Source organism: Cryptosporangium japonicum (assembly GCF_039524755.1).
GTDB lineage: Bacteria > Actinomycetota > Actinomycetes > Mycobacteriales > Cryptosporangiaceae > Cryptosporangium > Cryptosporangium japonicum.
The window spans coordinates 191,343-207,189 of the sequence record NZ_BAAAGX010000046.1 but is presented as its reverse complement, the minus strand read 5'-3'; the positions used below and the strand labels follow the sequence as shown (position 1 = coordinate 207,189).

Below are 15,847 nucleotides of genomic sequence, written 5' to 3'. Positions count from 1 at the left end.
TGAACCGGATGACCGCAGTGCCCGCCGGCTCGAGCGCAGCGCGTGGCCGGCAAGCGAACTCGCCCCGTGAGATCCCGCTGCGTGGCTGGAAAGACGTCCTCGTCCGCACGGTCCGGGAGTTCAAGGACGATCAGATCTCGACCGCCGCGGCCGCCGCGGCGTTCTACGCGTGGCTGGCGCTCATCCCGGCCGCGATCGGTGCGATCACGATGTACGGCCTGGTCGCCAGCCCGGACGTGATCGCCGGCCAGATCGACGAACTGACCGCGAGCCTGTCGTCGGACGTGAAATCGGTGATCACCGACCCGATCACGGCCGCCACCAACGCCAGCGGCAAGGGCCTGTCGATCGGCCTGATCATCTCGCTCGGCGCGGTGCTGTGGAGCGCGTCCGGTGGCATGAACGGCATGATCCAGGCCGTCAACACCGCGTACGACGAGGTGGACGAACGCAATTTCCTCAAGAAGCGCGGGCTGGCGATCCTGATGACGCTCGGCGCGATCGTCGCGTTCGTCGTCGCGATCCTGCTGGTCGCGGTGGTGCCGCCGGTGCTCGACGCGTTGAATCTCGGTTCGTTCGCCAACGGGGTTGTCAGGGTCGGTCGCTGGGTACTGCTCGCGGTGCTGATGATGTTCGGGCTCAGCCTGCTGTACCGCTTCGCGCCCGACCGGAGCAACGCGCGCTTCCGGTGGATCTCCTGGGGTGCCGTGGTCGCCACCGTGCTCTGGCTGATCGCGTCGGCGGGGTTCTCGTTCTACGTCAACAACTTCGGTAGCTACAACAAGACGTACGGCGCGCTGGCCGGCGTCATCGTCCTCAATCTCTGGCTCTACATCTCGTGCATGGCGATCCTGTTCGGCGCCGAACTGAACGCCGAACTCGAGGCTCAGACGGAGCGCGACAGCACCACCGGGCCGGCCGAGCCCCTCGGGCACCGCGGCGCCCAGAAGGCCGACGAGGTGGGGCCCAGCACGTCCGGTTCGCTCACCTAGGGAGGAACGTTCACATGGCCACCCAGACGGAACACAGAGTTCAGCCCGTCGATCCGCCCTCGCCGGGGCGGTTCGACACCGCTTCGGCGTCCACCGCCGAACTCGTCACCCGGATGGCCGACCAGGTCTCGACGCTCGTGCGTGACGAGTTGAAGCTCGCGCAGCTGGAGCTCACCCAGAAGGGCAAGAAGGCCGGGCTCGGCGCCGGGATGTTCGGCGGGGCCGGGGTCGTGGCGCTCTACGGTGTCGGCGCGCTGGTCACCGCGGCGATCGCGGGGCTCGCTCTCGTCCTGCCGGTGTGGGCGTCCGCGCTCGTCGTCGCGGTGGTGCTGTTCGCCGTGGCCGGGGTGCTCGCCCTGACCGGCAAGAAGGAGTTCCAGCAGGCGACGCCGCCGGTTCCGGCCGAGGCGGTCGACGGCGTGAAGCGTGACATCGAGACCGTGAAGGAGCGTGCGCACCGATGACGGCGGACAAGACCGAGGCGAAGGACCCAGATCAGCTCCGCGCCGAGATCGCCGAGATAAGAGCCGACCTCGGCGACACGGTCGAAGCGCTCGCCGCGAAGGCCGACGTGAAGGCGCAGGCCCAGGCGAAGGTCCGCGAGACGGTGGAGACCACGAAGGTCCAGCTGGACTCGCTCAAGACCCGGGCCGCCGAGCGCACCGAGGTGAGCCGGGTGAAGGCGCAGGCCTCGGCCGAGCGCGGCAAGGAGGCGCTCTCGCGGTACGCGCCGTGGCCGCAGGTCGCGGCGGGTGCGGCGGCCGCCCTGGTGGCGCTGGTGATCGGCGGACGGAAGCTGCGGGCCCGGCGGGCCACGCCGGTCCGGCGGAGGTTCGGCCGATGAGCAAGGCGTCGAAGGTCGTCTACCGTCCGATCGGTCTGGCGTCCGGTATGGCCGGTGGTCTCATCGCCGGGGTCATCTTCAAGCAGGTGTGGAAGAAGGTGTCCGGCCGGGACGACGCGCCGGGCGCGACCCAGAGTGAATACGGGTGGGGCGAGGTGTTGCTCGCGTCCGCCATCCAGGGAGCGATCTACGCCGTGGTCAAGGCGACGATCGACCGGGCGGGCGCGCAGGCGTGGGCCCGCTCCACCGGCGAATGGCCCGGTGACTGACCGGTAATCCATAATGGAGCCGTGCGCCCCGATCGGGCGTACGGCTCCTTGTGCTTTCTCCATCGGTTCAGCACGCCGGTCGGGGATTGATCTCCCGCGACCCGGGTAGCTGCCAACCGTCCTCGCCCCCCGAGGGCGCTTCGATCAGGAGAGTGCACCATGACGCAGGCTGCGGCAGTCGCCCAGCGAGGAACGTTCGGCGCCTGGGCCTGGTCCCGGGCCACCCGGGCCGCGGTCGCGTCGGCGGCGTGGATGCGCGCCGAGCGCCACGCGTTCCTGTCCCGGCCCGCCGCCGGAGCGTTCCACGGTGAACAGCCCCCAGGCGGCGGTTACCTGACCCAGATGCGCTCCACCTGGGGCCGTCCCTGACCGGTTCGCGGCCGTAACCGGCCCGCGCGCAGGTTTTTCTCCGGCGTCAGCGGACATGCCATCGAGGTGAGTACTCATGAGCAGCCGGCACCGGCCTACCGCGGCGTGGAACACGAGAACGACCCGGGTGAGGGCACGGCGATCGCCCAGGAGGCACCGGCCGAGTCGGGCACGCTCTCCAGCGCCTCCGACGAACGCGTCGCGCACGGCGTCTCCACCGGGGAGCCCCGGGAGGTGCCGGGGAATTCGTCCGGCGACGAAGGTTTCCCGAGTGGATCGACGGAGACCCCACCGGCGGACGACGGGGTCCGGACCGGGGGCGCCGGGGTCTCGGGGCGGCAGCCGGGCCAGGCGGACCTCGAGAACCCCGGGGGCACCGGGCTGACCACGACCGACACCGAGGGGGCCTGACCAGTGATGACCGACGTACGTGCGGCCGCGTCCAGGGTGGCGGAGCGTTATTCGCGGACGGCGCCGGACGATCGGCCGTTACGGGGTTACCTGACGCTGATCGGGGCTTACGGGGGCACGGTGGCCGGCCTCACCGGTCTGGCCGTCGCGCTCGGGCGCAAAGCTCCGCGCACGGTGTCGGCCGGCGACGTGGCGCTGCTGACCGCCGCGACGTACAAACTCAGCCGCATCCTCACCAAGGACGCGATCGCCAGCCCGTTGCGGGCGCCGTTCACCCGGTTCGTGGAGCCCGCGGGGGAGGGCGAGGTCAACGAGGAGCCCGCCCATCACGACCCGCTGCGGCACGCGGCCGGTGAGCTCGCCAACTGCCCGTTCTGCACGTCGATGTGGATCGCCACGGCGTTCGCGGCCGGCCTGGTGTTCGCACCGGGCTTCACCCGGGTGGCGGCGACCGCGCTCACCGCGGTGGCCGGCTCCGACCTCCTCCACTTCGCCTACACCGCGGTCCGGGAGAAGGTCGACTAGGCCCTGTCCTGCGAGTCCATGCTCGGCTGCGGCTCCGCTCAGCCGCCGCCAGGCCGCGTTGTCGGCCTTTCCCGATACAACAGCGGTATCGGGAAAGGCCTCCGCCTTGCCTGACGACGCCTGAGCGGTGCCTCGCTGCGAGCGAGACTCACAGGACAGGGCCTAAAGCGCTCGGAGGTAGCCGCTGAAGCCCTCGGGGGCGCGGGCGTGGCGGCGGGCGCTGGTGAACACGCGCACTTCGGTGCTGCGTGCCACCCGCAGTCCGGCCTCCAGTGCGCTGCGTACCAGCGCGTGGTCCTCGGCCACCGGCACCGGCCGGAAACCACCGGCCCGCCGGTAGGCCGCACCGCTGAGCCCGAGGTTCGCGCCGTGCACGTGGGTGTGCAGGTTCTCGCGGTACGCGGCCCGGAACGCGTCCGCGGTCGCCTCCGGCCAGTCGCCCCAGTCGTCGACGAGCACGATCCCGGTGACGACGTCGGCGCCGGCCCGGGCCAACCGCAACTGCTGGGCGAACCAGTCCGGTGTCACCCGGGTGTCGGCGTCGGTGCAGGCCAGCCAGGTGTCGTCGGCCACCACCGCGGCGGCGCCGGCGGCACGGGCCCGGCCGACGTTGCGTGCGTCCACGCTCAGCGTGTCCACCCCGGACTCGGCCGCCACGGCGGCGGTGGCGTCGGTGCAGGCGTCCAGCACCACCAGGACGTCGACCGGGAGCGGTGCGTGCCGGGTGGCCTCGCGCAGCGCGTCGAGACAGGCGGGCAGCAGTTCCTCCTCGTCGTGGGCTGGCACCACGACGGCGATCCGTCTCAGCACAGGCCTTCGCGGGCGGCGACCGACCGCGCCGCCGGCGGCACCCGCGCATACACCTCGAGGCGGAAGTCGGCCTCCTCGTGCACGACGGTCCGCGCCAGCTCCGGACGTCCGGAGAACGCGGCGTGCACCGTGTCGCCGTCGATCGGGTAGTCGGCCACCGGGTGGAGCCAGTGCACCAGCACCAGGTCGCCGCCGGGTTCGAGGCCGGCGATCGTGGCGTCGACCAGCCGCTCCAGCGCGGCCCGGTCGAGGTAGTAGCCGACCTCGGACAGCACGATCAGGTCGAACGTCTCGTCGGGCCACTCGTCGGGCAGGCGGCGGACCTCGACCCTGGCTCCGGGCGCGTTGGCGCGTGCCCGGGTGACCGCCGCTTCGGCGACGTCGGTGCTGAGCAGGGTGTCGCAGCGGTCGGCGAGCGCGGCCGTGAGCACGCCGATCGAGCAGCCCGGCTCGAACCCGGAGCGGTACCGGCGCCGGGGGAGGGCAGCCAGCGTCACCGCGTACTTGCGCTCCTCGTACCAGCGGGAACGGAAGCCCCACGGGTCGTCGTCGGCGGCGTACATCCGGTCGAAGTACTCGGTGGGCAGCGTGGTCACAGGAGAAAACCCTCTTCCGGACGGTCGAAGCGCGCGAGGACGTGCGGCGGGAGGATCGGCGCGTCACCCGGGGCCGGGCCGAGCGGACGCACCTGGGTGACGAACGCGGCGAGCGCGTGCCGTTTCGCGGCGCGTTCGGCGTCGGTGAGCGGGAGACGGCGGAACCGGTCCCAGGGCACCCGGGGGTCGTCGGGCCGGGCCCAGTGCCAGGTCCAGATCGGGTACTCGATCAGGTGCGCGCCGGTCTCCGCGCACGCCGCCGCGGCCGCGCGGCCGACCGCCTCGTGGTCGGGGTGCCCGTCGCCGCGCCAACTGGCCAGGCACCAGCGGCCGGCGGTGAGCAGGGTCGTGAGGGTGGCCGTGAGCGCGGCCTCGTCGACGCCGCCGTCGGGGTGGCCGAGCCGGTGGACGGTCGGTTCGGTCAGGCCCAGGCGCGCGAGCGCCTCGTCGGTCTCCACCCGTCGCAGCGCCGCGAGCTCCGCACGCGTGTACACGGTGCTCCCCGGGTGCGAGGCCTCCCCGTCGGTCACCGCCACGACGTCGACGCCGGGCGTGCCGGCCGCCGCCAGCCGGGCGAGGAGGCCACCGGCTCCGAGGACCTCGTCGTCGGGGTGCGGTGCCACCACCAGGGGCGCGGTCTCCGGCACGTCGAGCACCGGCCAGGCCGGCGACCAGGCCCGCCAGGACGCTTCGTCGGTGCCCGCGCCGTCGATCAGCGGGCTCACCAGCCGGCCCCGGCCAGCAGGACGTCGGCGCCGAGGTCGGCCAGGTCCCGTTCGGCGTGGCTCTGCCGCAGGTAGACGGTGAGATCGGCGGTGCGGCGCGCGTGCTCGGCGTCCTGGCCCAGCGGGCGCGCGCCGAGGGCACGGCCGACGTGGTCGAGCGTCGCGGTGGCGGCGGCCTCGACCGCGGCGCGGACCCGCCGGACCGGGCGGCGCAGCACCGCGGCGTCGAATTCGGTGTCGATTAGCGTGGCCACCTGGTCGAGCAGGGCCGACGCGCCGCCGAGCGCGGTGTCGACCGCACCCAGGTGCGCCAGCGCGTGCGGATCGGTCGGTGCGGCTGTCACCAGCCGTTCGGCCACGCCCACGGCGGCGCCGTACCAGCACGCGGCCACCCCGGCGCCGCCGGCCCAGAACCCGGGGCGGTTCACGTAGTCGCCGACCCCACCCACCGGCACGCCACGTGCCCGGGTGAAGCGGACCGTCCGGCTGTCGCTGGCCGCCATGCCCACCGCGGGCCACGTCCCGTCCAGCGGGGTCGCCGACGGCCCGGTGACGTCGACCGCGAACAGCCGCACCCCGTCGTCGGTGGCCGCGGTGACCAGGGCGCTGGTGCAGACCCCGGCGCCGGAACACCAGGGCCGGTCACCGGCCAGCCACCAGGTGCCCTCCTCCCGGACGGCGGTGACCGAGTCCGGCACCGCGGCCCAGACACCCCAGACCGCGTTACCGGGGTCGGGTCCGTCGAGCTCGGCGAGGATGGCCAGCGCGTCGGTGTGTCCCTCGGCCAGGCGTCCCAGAGCGGTGTCGGCGCGGGTCAGCTCGGCCAGCGCGGCGAACCGTTCCGCGGTGCGGCCCCGGCCGGGAAGGGGAAGGTCGAGTGCGCCGGCCCGGTGCGCGGCGAGGAGCTTGCTTGCGGTTGGCACCGCTGCTGTTTTCCCCGGCCCGAGCTGGTCTAACGTGTGACGCGCCTCAGGACGGCAGCCGGATGATGGCCCAGACGACCTTGCCGCCTTCGATCGGCAGGCACCCCCACCCGCTGGCGAACTCGTCGACGAGCAGCAGCCCGCGTCCTTTCAGCGCCCCGATCGGCGGGTAGCCGGGGCTCTTGCGCGGCGGGTTGGGGTTCCCGTCGCTGACCGTGAGGTGGAGCAGGTCGCGGCGGAGCACCACGCTCGCGACCAGATCGGTTCCGGCGTGCTGGACGGCGTTGCTGACCAGCTCGGACATGATGAGCTCGGCCGGGAGCACCAGATCGCTCAGCCCCCACTCGCGGCACGCTTCCGCCACCATCGCGCGGGCCCTGGGCATCGCCATCGTGCCGGGGCGCAGCTCCAGGCGTTCGCGCCGCACCGGCGGCGGGTGCCGGACGGCCTCAGCCAGCGCCTCGTCCAGCGACGCGTAGACCGGGATCTGCCAGAGCCGGGTGACCGGCTCCAGCCGGTCCCGGACGTCCGGCGGACTCGCGGTGAGCACCAGCGGAACCACCGGCCAGTCGGCGGCGCGCCGGCTGACGGCCCCGAAGACCGACAGCGTGGTGGTGGACGAGACGTGCGCGCGGGACAGGTCGACGATCACCGCTTCCGGGCATTCGACCAGGCACTTCAGCAGCGCGCCGCGAACCTGGTGGACGGCGCCGAGGCGCAGGTCACCGACCAACTGCAGCACCGTGACGGGCTGGGTTCGGTCGATCTGACAGCTGAGCATCCAGCCCTCGCAAGTTCGCCGCGCGGACGCGCGACCGATTCTCGGTCGGGGCGTTGGATACCCCGAAGGACGCGAAGAATTCGTCCGGTAATCATGCTACGGCGCCGCGAGACCACCTGTTCGTGTCACCGGGCATTCAGGCGGGTATCTCCGCCGGACAACGGGGTAAGGGGGGACCATGAGTGGAGATCCGGACGCGCTGATCGTCACGATGAAGAAGGTGGCCAGCACGTTGAAAGCGGCCGACCTCCCGTTCGCGCTGGCCGGAGGTTTCGCGGTCTACGCCAGAGGCGGGCCGGCGTCCACGCACGACGTCGACTTCCTGATCCGGCCGTCGGACGTCCAGTCGGCGCTGGGTGCCTGCGTCGAGGCCGGACTGCGCTCCGAGCAGCCGCCGGAGGACTGGCTGGTCAAGGTGTACGACGGGGAGTGCCTGGTCGACCTGATCTTCCGGCCGTCGGAGCGCGAGGTCACGGCCGAGATGCTCGAGCGGGCCGAGGAGATGCCGGTCGCGGCGGTGCGGATGCCGGTGCTCTCGGCCACCGACCTGCTGCTGAACAAGTTGCTGGCGTTCACCGAGCACTACTGCGACCTCACGACGGTGCTGCCGCTCGGGCGGGCGCTGCGCGAGCAGATCGACTGGGACCTCGTCCACGACGCGACCGCGCACTCGCCCTACGCCGAGGCGTTCCTCCTCGCGGCCGAGCGGCTCGGGATCGCTCCGCCCGGCACCCTGCGCCTCGACGGCCTCGGCCACGACGCCGGCCCGGCCTCCACCGGGGCGGCGCGCTCCGAGTCCGACCCCGAACCGTCGTCCGATCCGGCCCCGGCCGCGGTGTAGCAGGTCAGGTGGCCGCCGAGGCGAGCTGCGGCAGGAGCCAGGGTGCCACGACCTCACGGACGCCGCGCTCGCTGAGGTGCAGGCCGTCGGTACGCACCGGGACGCCGCCGACCTCGGTCGTGTACCGACCCTCGGGGCAGAGCCGCGCCCCGAGATCCACGACCCGGACCCGGGCCGGGTCGGTGCGTGCGGTGTCGTCGAGCATCCGGTTCCACGCGTCCATCCGCGCGGGCTCGTCCTCGGGGTAGATGCTGCCGTCGCGCCGCTCGTACCGGCGGTTGTACGGCGCGGTGGCGAGCACGACCCGCGCCCCGTCGGTGGTGAGCACCCCGATCATGCGGGTGAGTTCGGTGTGCAGGTACGCGTCGTACTCGGGCTCGCCGATGTGCTGCCACCGGCCGTCGAGCTTGCGGTCCAGCACCTCCCACCGCGCCAGCACCACGAGCGCGACGTCCGGGTGATCGGCACGCACCCCCTGGGCCCAGTAGGCGTCCCAGCGCGGGCACCGCTCGTACGGGTCCTGGATCTTCGACGCGTTGCGCACCGGCCCGGACCGCGCGATGCCGCATCCGATCAGCGACCGGTTGGTGAGCGTCGCCCCGGACAGCGTCGGCAGCCCGATCGCCAGGCTGTTCGCGACCGAGTCGCCGAACACCGTGATCCGCAGCGGCCCCGCCGGGCGGCCCGGCCGGGTGAGCAACGTGCTCGGCGCCGCGGCGATCGTCGTTCCGGGCGCCTGCGTGCGGTGCGTCGGCGGCGCGGTCACGACCACCGCCGCCACCGCGACGCCGGCCACGGCGGCGAGCGCGGTCAGCGGCGGCAGCACGCGCCCGGGCCGCGGCCACCGCCCGCTGCGCACCGGGCGGCTGATCAGGTGATACGTCAGCTCCGCCAGCACCAGCGTCACCGCGCACCGCGTGACCAGCAGCAGGAGGCCGGTCAACCCGGTGCGTTCGGCGTCGAGGCAGGCGAACACCGGCCAGTGCCACAGGTACAGCTCGTACGACACCCGCCCGAGCCGGGGCAGCGGGGAGGCCGACAGCACCCGGGCGGTCCGGCCGTCGGGCTCGCGCTCCGCCCGGCTGATCACCACCGCGACCGCGACCGCGACGCCCAGCAGGCCGCCCCGGTAGAGCACGGGTCCGGCGTCGTCCAGGGCGAACAGCGCGACGCCGAGCGTCGCGACGGCCAGTCCGACCGGAACCGACCACCGGCGGGGAGCGGCGTGGCCGGGGCGGTAGCGCCGCGCGCTGAGCAGCAACGCCAGCGCGCAGCCGACCAGCAGCCCGAACGCGCGGGTGTCGCTGCCGTAGTAGGCGCGGGCCGGCTCGACGTCGGGCACGTAGAGCAGCGCCATCGCGGCGGCGGACCCCGCGGCCGCGACGAGCGTCCCACCGAGCAGGCCCCGCGCCGACCACCAGGCCAGCGCACCGGCGACGAGCAGCGGCCAGAGCAGGTAGAACTGCTCCTCGAGCGCCAGCGACCAGGTGTGCTGCAGCAGCGACGGCGCGGCGGTGAGCGCGGCGTAGCCGTCGCCGCGGTCGAGCATCCGCCAGTTGGCGACGTAGCCGAGCGTGGCCAGCGCATCGGTGCCGAGCGCCCCGAGTTCCTCCGGCGGCACGAGCCAGCGGGCACCGGCCAGCACCGCCGCCACCACGGTGAGCAGGGCGGGGAGCAGTCGCCGGGCGCGCCGGGCCCAGAACGCGCCGAGCCGGATCCGGCCGGTGCGCTCGTGTTCGGCGAGCAGGAGCGTCGTGATCAGGTACCCGGACAGCACGAAGAACGCGTCGACGCCGATCCAGCCGCCCGGCAGCCACGACACTCCACCGTGGAACAGCAGGACGACGAGCACCGCGATCGCGCGGACGCCGTCCAGCGCCGGGCGGTGGGTGAGCGTGAGTCGCTCGGCTCGCTGCTTGCGTACTCGAACGGGGGTCGGGGTGTCGAGTGAGGCGACGCGGTCCGGCATGCGGAGGAGAATATGGGCACAAACGGTTATAAATGCCGTGCCCGGTGTTGCTCCTAGCTGGGGTCGTTCGGGGCGGGTGCCGACACCTGGTCCATGACCACGATCGCCCCGGCGACCTGCCCGGCGCGGTAGATGAGCGGGCTCGCGCCCACCCGCACCTCGACCGGACGCCCCCGGCGGTTGATCGCGTCGATGGCCAGCTCGGCGGGTGCGGTGGGTTCACCGCCAACGAGCACCTGCCGGATCAGCGGCCGCAGCCGGTCGGTGGAGATGCCGATGTCGAGGTTGAGCAGGTGCTGCCCGACCGCCTCCTCCGGCCGGAGCCCCCAGAGGTCCTCGGACTGGCGGTTCCAGACCCGCACGACCAGGTCGGAGTCGACGACCACGACCACGCTGCGCAGGGAGCGCAGGATCGACTCGAGGAACGCGTTCGCGTCGTTGAGCTGATCGGTGCGCTCACGCAGCTCGTCGTTTATCGACTGGAGCTCGTCGTTGGTGGACTGGAGCTCCTCGTTCATCGTCTCCAGTTCCTCGTTGGTGGACTGGAGTTCCTCGTTGGTGGTCTCCAGCTCCTCCACCGTCGACTGGAGTTCCTCGTTGGTGGTCTCGAGCTCTTCGACGGTGGACTGGAGTTCCTCGTACGCGGTCTCGATCTGCCGGTTCGCGAACTCGAGTTCGTCCTGCAGATTGCGGTAGCGGGTGACGTCGGAGGCGAACACCGCTGCGCCGGCGTGCTGTCCGTCGGAGCTGATCAGCGGCATGATCTGGAAGTCGACGCAGAGCTTCTCGCCGGGCGAGCGCGTCCACTCGACGTCGCGGACCCAGACCGGACGACGCTCCCGCCGCACCTCCTCCAGGTACGGGCGCAGCTCGATCGGCCGGTAGGAGACGTCGAGGTCGAGGAACGGCCGCCCCAGATCGCGGGCGGACACCCCGAACAGCGCTTCGGCACGCTGGTTCACCCCGGCCACCGTGCCGTCGTTCGTGACGACGATCGCGGCCACCGGCGCGGTGAGCAGCGCCTCGGTCTGCAAGCGGTCGGCTCCCAGCAGTTCGCGCAACGCGTTCTTCCCGGCGCCGCCCGACGTGATCACGCCGAGCCCCGGTACGGCGCGGGGCACCTTGCGGAAGAACCGGCGTTTGAGGTCGAGCGGTGTGAACAGCTGGCCGTGGCTCAAGAGCATCTCGGCCTTGCCGAGAAACAGTACGCCGACTTCGTTCAGCGCGAAATTGAACCGCGCCAGGACGCGCGCCTGGGTTTCGGCGTTCAGGTACATCAACGTGTTGCGGCAGGTGAGCAGATCGACCCGGCTGATCGGGGCGTCCTGCACGAGGTCGTTGCGCCCGAAGATGACGCTCCGGCGCAGATCCTTGGCGAAGACGAACCGGACACCGTTGCGCTCGAAGTAGCGGTCGAGCAGGTCGCTGGGGACCGCGCGGGCCTCTTTCTCGCCGTACGTGGCCTGGCGGGCGATCGAGAGCGCTTCGTCGTCGACGTCGGTGGCGTAGATCTTGACCCGGTCGCGGAACTCCTCCGGGCCGAGCAGCTCGGCCAGCAGCATCGCGATGCTGTACGCCTCTTCACCGGTGGCGCAGCCGGCGCACCAGACCCGGATCGCCTCCGACGGCTTCTTCGACGCGATCAGCTGCGGCAGGATCTCCGCACGCATCTGCAGCCAGGAGTCCTGGTCGCGGAAGAACCCGGTGACGTTGATCAGCACCGTGTTGAACAGCGTGGTGTATTCGTCCTGGTGGACCTGGATGTAGTCGAGGTACTCGTTCCACCCCTCGATACCCAGGGCCTGGGTGCGCCGAGCGACCCGCCGCATCAAACTGGATCGCTTGTACCCGGTGAAGTCGAACCCGCGGCTCTCCTTGAGGAACTCGAGCAGCGCCTCGAAATCGGGATCGTCCTCGCTCACTGCAGTCCTTGTCTCCAGGAGTCGCTCGTTGTTACCCCGCACCGCACCGGCACCGGGCGACGGTTCGCGTCACGGCTGACCGGGCGGCTCCTGCGCCAGCAGGTCGCGGATCAGGCGGGCGGCCTCGCCCAGCTCACCGGCCGAGCGCAGGTTCTGGGTGGCGACGAGCGGAGCGCCCCGGTCGTTCGCCGAGTCGGCCAGCCGGCGGTGCAGGGCGGCCTTGTCCTCCATCGTGCGCAGCGCCATCCACAGCGCACCCTCCATGGCGGCGTTCTGCCGGGCCAGCAGGCTCTCCGGCGACCAGGCGTGACCGACCCGGCAGCGGTACCGGGTGAGCGCACCCTCGGGTACCGCGAACAGGGCACCGTTGCAGTCGGGACAGCCCAGACCGGCCGGTACGCCGGGCCGGTCGGGGTCGTTGAGCGCGTCCATGTCCAACTCCGCGATGGCGGTTTCCTGATTGAGCAGCGGGTCGTCGGGGGTGGGGTCGATCGCCGGTGCCTGCTGGACCAGGTCGGCGACGAGCGGCCCGAGCTTGTCGGCGGAGGCGGTGGCGGCGTTCGGCACGAGGCTGAGGGCGGCCTGGGGCATGCTCGGGTAGAGCGCGTCCGCGGGGTCCTGGACGACCGTCGCCCCCGCGTGCCGGGCGATCGCGGCGAGGCCGGCCGCACCGTCGTCCAGCATGCCGGTCAGCACGACGCCGACGACCGCGGAGCCGGCGGCCCGGACCGCCGAGCGGAACAACGGGTCGATCGCCGGGCGGTGACCGTTCTCCTGGGGCCCGCGCGAGAGGCTGCAGCGACCGTCGAGCACGGTGAGGTGGTGGTCCGGGGGAGCCACGTAGATGTGCCCGGGGAGCAGCTCGTCGCCGTCGACCGCGGTGCTCGCGGGCAGTGGGCCGGCCCAATCGAGGATCGACGCGAGTACGCTGCTGCCGCCCGGAGTGGTGTGGAGCACGACGAGCACGGCCGCGGGTAGGTCAGGCGGGAACCCTCGGACCACGGCCCGGAGGCTCTCGACACCACCGGCGGACGCGCCGACGACGACGAGCGGTCGGCCTGACATAGTTCCCCCTTCGGGACGTGGCGGGATCCACTCGCAGTCGTCCCTGGAATGCGGGTTGTGACGGAGGTTACCCCGGAACGCGACGGCGGTGGCTTTTCCGCGTGTGCCCACTACGGATCGTGGGTAACACGACGCAACAGAGACCGGAGAGCGGAGCAATGGGCCCGAACTTGCACGTCGACCTGGATCGCCGGGCCGACCATGCGGTTCTGCGCCTGCACGGTCAGCTCTCAGTGCGCACCGCGCCAGTGGCTCGGCGGGCAATGCTGAAGTCACTGTTCGACGTGGGAAAGGTGGTGGTGGACGTGTCCCGGCTCCAGCTGGCGAACCCGGAGTGCGTCGCGCTGCTACCCAGCGTGCTCAATACCGCCGGTGGGTGGCCCACCGCGCGGATGGTTGTAGTGGATGCCGAGGGTGTCTTCGAGGACGCCGCACGGCGAGTGCACTGCTCCGACCTCCTTCCCTTCTACCCGGCGACGGAGGCGGGTGTGCGCCATGTCGATGACCGGCCGGCGCGGGTCCGCCGGGACTGCGCGGTCCCGGCCGACCCGACGGCTTCGGCTACGGCCAGGCGGTTCCTGCAGGAAGCCGCCGCCGACTGGGATCTGTCCCCCGACCTGACCGAAGTGGCCCAGCTGGTCGTGAGCGAGCTGGTGTCGAACGCGGTCGAACACGCCGGGACGTCGTCGACGGTCGCGTTGGAGTTGACCGACGAGACGCTCAAGATCAGCGTTCGCGACGGGTCCACCACGCAACCGGTGGCGCGTCCGCTGGACATGGTCAGCTTCCGGGGCCGCGGGCTGCCGCTGATCGACCGCGTCAGCCGGCACTGGGGAATCCTCGACCACCCCGACGGCAAGACGGTCTGGGCGACGTTGTCGCTGGTGCCGGAGGAGCCCGTTTAATCGCCACCAGCGGGTTACCCGGGGAGCATGACGCCCGTCGGAAGCCTGCTGTTCGTCGGTAACGCCACCGTGCTGTTGCGGCTCGGTGGCTTCACCGTTCTCACCGACCCGAACTTCCTGCACCGCGGGGAGTACGCGTACCTGGGCAAGGGCCTGGTGTCCCGGCGGCGGCACGCTCCCGCGCTGGGCGTCGAGGACCTCCCGCCGCTGGACGCGGTCGTGCTCTCGCACCTGCACGGCGACCACTTCGACCGGCGGGCGGCACGCGGGCTCCCACGCACGGTGCCGATCGTCTCCACCCCGGCGGCGGCGCGGCGGCTGGACCGGAAGGGCTTCCGGGAAGCGTCCGGGCTCTCCCCGTGGACCGAGTGGGAGACCAGCCGGGGAGACGAGGTGCTGCGGGTGACGTCGGTGCCCGGACAGCACGGGCCCGCACTGTTCCACCGGCTGCTGCCTCCGGTCATGGGCAGCATCGTCGACCTGGAGCGCAACGGCGAGCGCGCGTACCGGCTGTACGTCACCGGTGACACGCTGTGCCGTCCCTGGCTCGGCGAGATCACCGAGCGCTTCCCCGGCATCGACGCGATGCTGGTGCACCTCGGGGGCACCCGCGTGCTCGGCGTCCTGGTGACGATGGACGCGGAACAGGGCGCCGACCTGGCGTCGCTGATCGGGGCGCCGGTGATCCACCCGATCCACTTCGACGACTACACGGTGATGAAGTCGCCGCTCTCGGCGTTCGTCGACGAGACCTCGCGGCGCGGGATCGCCGGCGTGCGGACGCTCGAGCGTGGCCGCACGGTTCCACTCTCACCTGCCGTTTCGGATGCGCGTTAGGGGGAAATTCGAGGCGGTTGGCGCGAGGACGGGCCGATCCGGGAGGAACTTCATGCGGTTGCCGGAGCCACGGGGTGGCGTGAGTGGAACGGTGGTCGGGGCTCTCGTGGAGAGCCCCGGATCCTTGACCGGGGTTCCGGTACCCCGGTCGGGGGACGAGCCCTGGTTGGACGAGGACCTTCAGCTGGCGCTGTGGGTGCTCTACGAACTGCACTACCGCGGGTTCGACGGCGTCGACCCGGACTGGGAGTGGGACCCCCAGCTGCTGGCGTTGCGTGCGCGGCTGGAGGCGCACTTCGTCGACGGGCTCCGCGCGGCGGTCCCGGCACCGCCCGACGCACCGGTGGCGCGGGCGTTGAGCACGCTGGCGAACGCCGACACCGGCCCGTCGATGAGCCGGTTCCTGCAACGCAAGGCGACGCTCGCGCAGTTCCGCGAGTTCGTCGTCCACCGGTCGATCTACCACCTCAAGGAGGCCGACCCGCACAGCTGGGGCATTCCGCGGCTCGGCGGTCGGCCGAAGGCCGCACTGGTCGAGATCCAGACCGACGAGTACGGCGGCGGCCGGCTCGAGCGCATGCACGCCGAACTGTTCCGGACGACGATGGGCAAGCTGGACCTCGACCAGGAGTACGGGGCCTACCTGGGGCAGGTGTCCGCGCCGACGCTGGCCACCAACAACCTGATGTCGATGTTCGGGTTGCACCGGCGCTGGCTGCCCGCGCTGCTGGGCCACCTGGCCGCGTTCGAGATGACCTCGTCGATTCCGAACCGGCGCTACGGCAACGGGCTGCGCCGGCTCGGCGGCGACGCCGACGCGACCCGCTTCTACGACGAGCACGTCGCGGCCGACGCGGTGCACGAGCAGATCGCCGCGCACGACCTGTGCGGCGGGTACGTGGCCCAGTTCCCCGACCACGCCGGCGACCTATTGTTCGGGGCCGCGTGCGGCCTGTTTCTGGACGGCGTCGCCGCCGAGTGGATCCTCGGCCGCTGGGAGTCGGGCGAGTCGTCCCTGCGGAACGCCCCGTCCACGGACCTGGCCGCTTCCGCCTGACCACGA

General features: G+C 72.1%; 19 protein-coding genes. 11 read left to right on the top strand and 8 right to left on the bottom strand.

The genetic code is table 11. The features are described 5' to 3' along the window. Positions 1-8: 8 nt before the first annotated feature. The 7 genes from ABD437_RS41280 (at position 9) to ABD437_RS41250 (ending at position 3,410) form a co-directional block, all read left to right on the top strand. Positions 9-992 carry a YihY/virulence factor BrkB family protein gene (locus ABD437_RS41280; protein WP_344654446.1) on the top strand — a complete coding sequence of 328 codons (984 nt, stop codon included), beginning with the start codon at positions 9-11 and terminating at the stop codon, positions 990-992. A 14-nt stretch (positions 993-1,006) separates the two neighbouring features. Then, complete coding sequence (locus tag ABD437_RS41275) at positions 1,007-1,456, top strand: phage holin family protein (RefSeq protein WP_425558366.1); 450 nt, start codon at positions 1,007-1,009, stop codon at positions 1,454-1,456. After that, on the top strand, positions 1,453-1,836 hold the full coding sequence (locus ABD437_RS41270) for a DUF3618 domain-containing protein (RefSeq protein ID WP_344654445.1): 384 nt from the start codon (positions 1,453-1,455) through the stop codon (positions 1,834-1,836). The genes ABD437_RS41275 and ABD437_RS41270 overlap by 4 nt, the downstream gene beginning before the upstream one ends. After that, on the top strand, positions 1,833-2,105 hold the full coding sequence (locus tag ABD437_RS41265) for a DUF4235 domain-containing protein (RefSeq protein ID WP_344654444.1): 273 nt from the start codon (positions 1,833-1,835) through the stop codon (positions 2,103-2,105). Before ABD437_RS41270 ends, ABD437_RS41265 begins: the two co-directional genes overlap by 4 nt. A gap of 159 nt (positions 2,106-2,264) precedes the next feature. Further along, the gene (locus tag ABD437_RS41260) at positions 2,265-2,474 is read left to right on the top strand and encodes a hypothetical protein (RefSeq protein ID WP_344654443.1); all 210 of its coding nucleotides are present in this window, start codon (positions 2,265-2,267) and stop codon (positions 2,472-2,474) included. Positions 2,475-2,540: 66 nt separating this feature from the next. Beyond that, complete coding sequence (locus tag ABD437_RS41255; protein WP_344654442.1) at positions 2,541-2,885, top strand: hypothetical protein; 345 nt, start codon at positions 2,541-2,543, stop codon at positions 2,883-2,885. A gap of 6 nt (positions 2,886-2,891) precedes the next feature. Next, positions 2,892-3,410 carry a DUF1360 domain-containing protein gene (locus tag ABD437_RS41250; protein WP_344654441.1) on the top strand — a complete coding sequence of 173 codons (519 nt, stop codon included), beginning with the start codon at positions 2,892-2,894 and terminating at the stop codon, positions 3,408-3,410. Between the two features lie 162 nt (positions 3,411-3,572). Here ABD437_RS41250 and ABD437_RS41245 read toward each other — a convergent pair whose 3' ends face one another. From ABD437_RS41245 to ABD437_RS41225, 5 genes are read right to left on the bottom strand one after another with little or no spacing between them, the layout of a single operon-like run. Further along, positions 3,573-4,199 carry a glycosyltransferase family 2 protein gene (locus ABD437_RS41245; protein WP_344654440.1) on the bottom strand — a complete coding sequence of 209 codons (627 nt, stop codon included), beginning with the start codon at positions 4,197-4,199 and terminating at the stop codon, positions 3,573-3,575. A 14-nt stretch (positions 4,200-4,213) separates the two neighbouring features. Further along, positions 4,214-4,816, bottom strand: a complete 603-nt coding sequence (locus ABD437_RS41240; protein WP_344654439.1) for a class I SAM-dependent DNA methyltransferase — start codon at positions 4,814-4,816, stop codon at positions 4,214-4,216. Then, positions 4,813-5,541: a PIG-L deacetylase family protein gene (locus ABD437_RS41235; protein ID WP_344654438.1), complete on the bottom strand. Its 729-nt coding sequence runs from the start codon at positions 5,539-5,541 to the stop codon at positions 4,813-4,815. Before ABD437_RS41235 ends, ABD437_RS41240 begins: the two co-directional genes overlap by 4 nt. Next, positions 5,538-6,464, bottom strand: coding sequence for an acyl-CoA dehydrogenase (locus ABD437_RS41230; protein WP_344654437.1), 927 nt, complete (start codon positions 6,462-6,464; stop codon positions 5,538-5,540). The genes ABD437_RS41235 and ABD437_RS41230 overlap by 4 nt, the downstream gene beginning before the upstream one ends. 46 nt (positions 6,465-6,510) lie before the next feature. After that, positions 6,511-7,245 (bottom strand): STAS domain-containing protein, encoded by a 735-nt coding sequence (locus ABD437_RS41225; protein ID WP_344654436.1) that lies wholly within the window; start codon positions 7,243-7,245, stop codon positions 6,511-6,513. Between the two features lie 178 nt (positions 7,246-7,423). Between ABD437_RS41225 and ABD437_RS41220 the strand changes: the two genes are divergently transcribed. After that, complete coding sequence (locus tag ABD437_RS41220; protein WP_344654435.1) at positions 7,424-8,086, top strand: nucleotidyltransferase family protein; 663 nt, start codon at positions 7,424-7,426, stop codon at positions 8,084-8,086. 4 nt (positions 8,087-8,090) lie between these two features. Here ABD437_RS41220 and ABD437_RS41215 read toward each other — a convergent pair whose 3' ends face one another. The 3 genes from ABD437_RS41215 to ABD437_RS41205 form a co-directional block, all read right to left on the bottom strand. After that, on the bottom strand, positions 8,091-10,055 hold the full coding sequence (locus ABD437_RS41215) for an acyltransferase family protein (RefSeq protein WP_344654434.1): 1,965 nt from the start codon (positions 10,053-10,055) through the stop codon (positions 8,091-8,093). A 53-nt stretch (positions 10,056-10,108) separates the two neighbouring features. Beyond that, a complete protein-coding gene (locus ABD437_RS41210) occupies positions 10,109-11,977 on the bottom strand; it encodes a CheR family methyltransferase (protein WP_344654433.1) in 1,869 nt (622 codons plus the stop codon). A gap of 69 nt (positions 11,978-12,046) precedes the next feature. Then, positions 12,047-13,042, bottom strand: a complete 996-nt coding sequence (locus ABD437_RS41205; protein ID WP_344654432.1) for a chemotaxis protein CheB — start codon at positions 13,040-13,042, stop codon at positions 12,047-12,049. A 263-nt stretch (positions 13,043-13,305) separates the two neighbouring features. Here ABD437_RS41205 and ABD437_RS41200 point away from each other — a divergent pair, with 263 nt between their 5' ends. Genes ABD437_RS41200 through ABD437_RS41190 form a run of 3 tightly spaced genes read left to right on the top strand, consistent with a single transcriptional unit; the run spans position 13,306 to position 15,841 of the window. After that, a complete protein-coding gene (locus tag ABD437_RS41200; RefSeq protein ID WP_344654431.1) occupies positions 13,306-13,947 on the top strand; it encodes an ATP-binding protein in 642 nt (213 codons plus the stop codon). 27 nt (positions 13,948-13,974) lie between these two features. Beyond that, positions 13,975-14,784 (top strand): MBL fold metallo-hydrolase, encoded by an 810-nt coding sequence (locus ABD437_RS41195; RefSeq protein WP_344654430.1) that lies wholly within the window; start codon positions 13,975-13,977, stop codon positions 14,782-14,784. 52 nt (positions 14,785-14,836) lie between these two features. After that, entirely contained in the window at positions 14,837-15,841 is a 1,005-nt protein-coding gene (locus ABD437_RS41190; protein WP_344654429.1) for an iron-containing redox enzyme family protein, read from the top strand. Positions 15,842-15,847 lie beyond the last annotated feature (6 nt).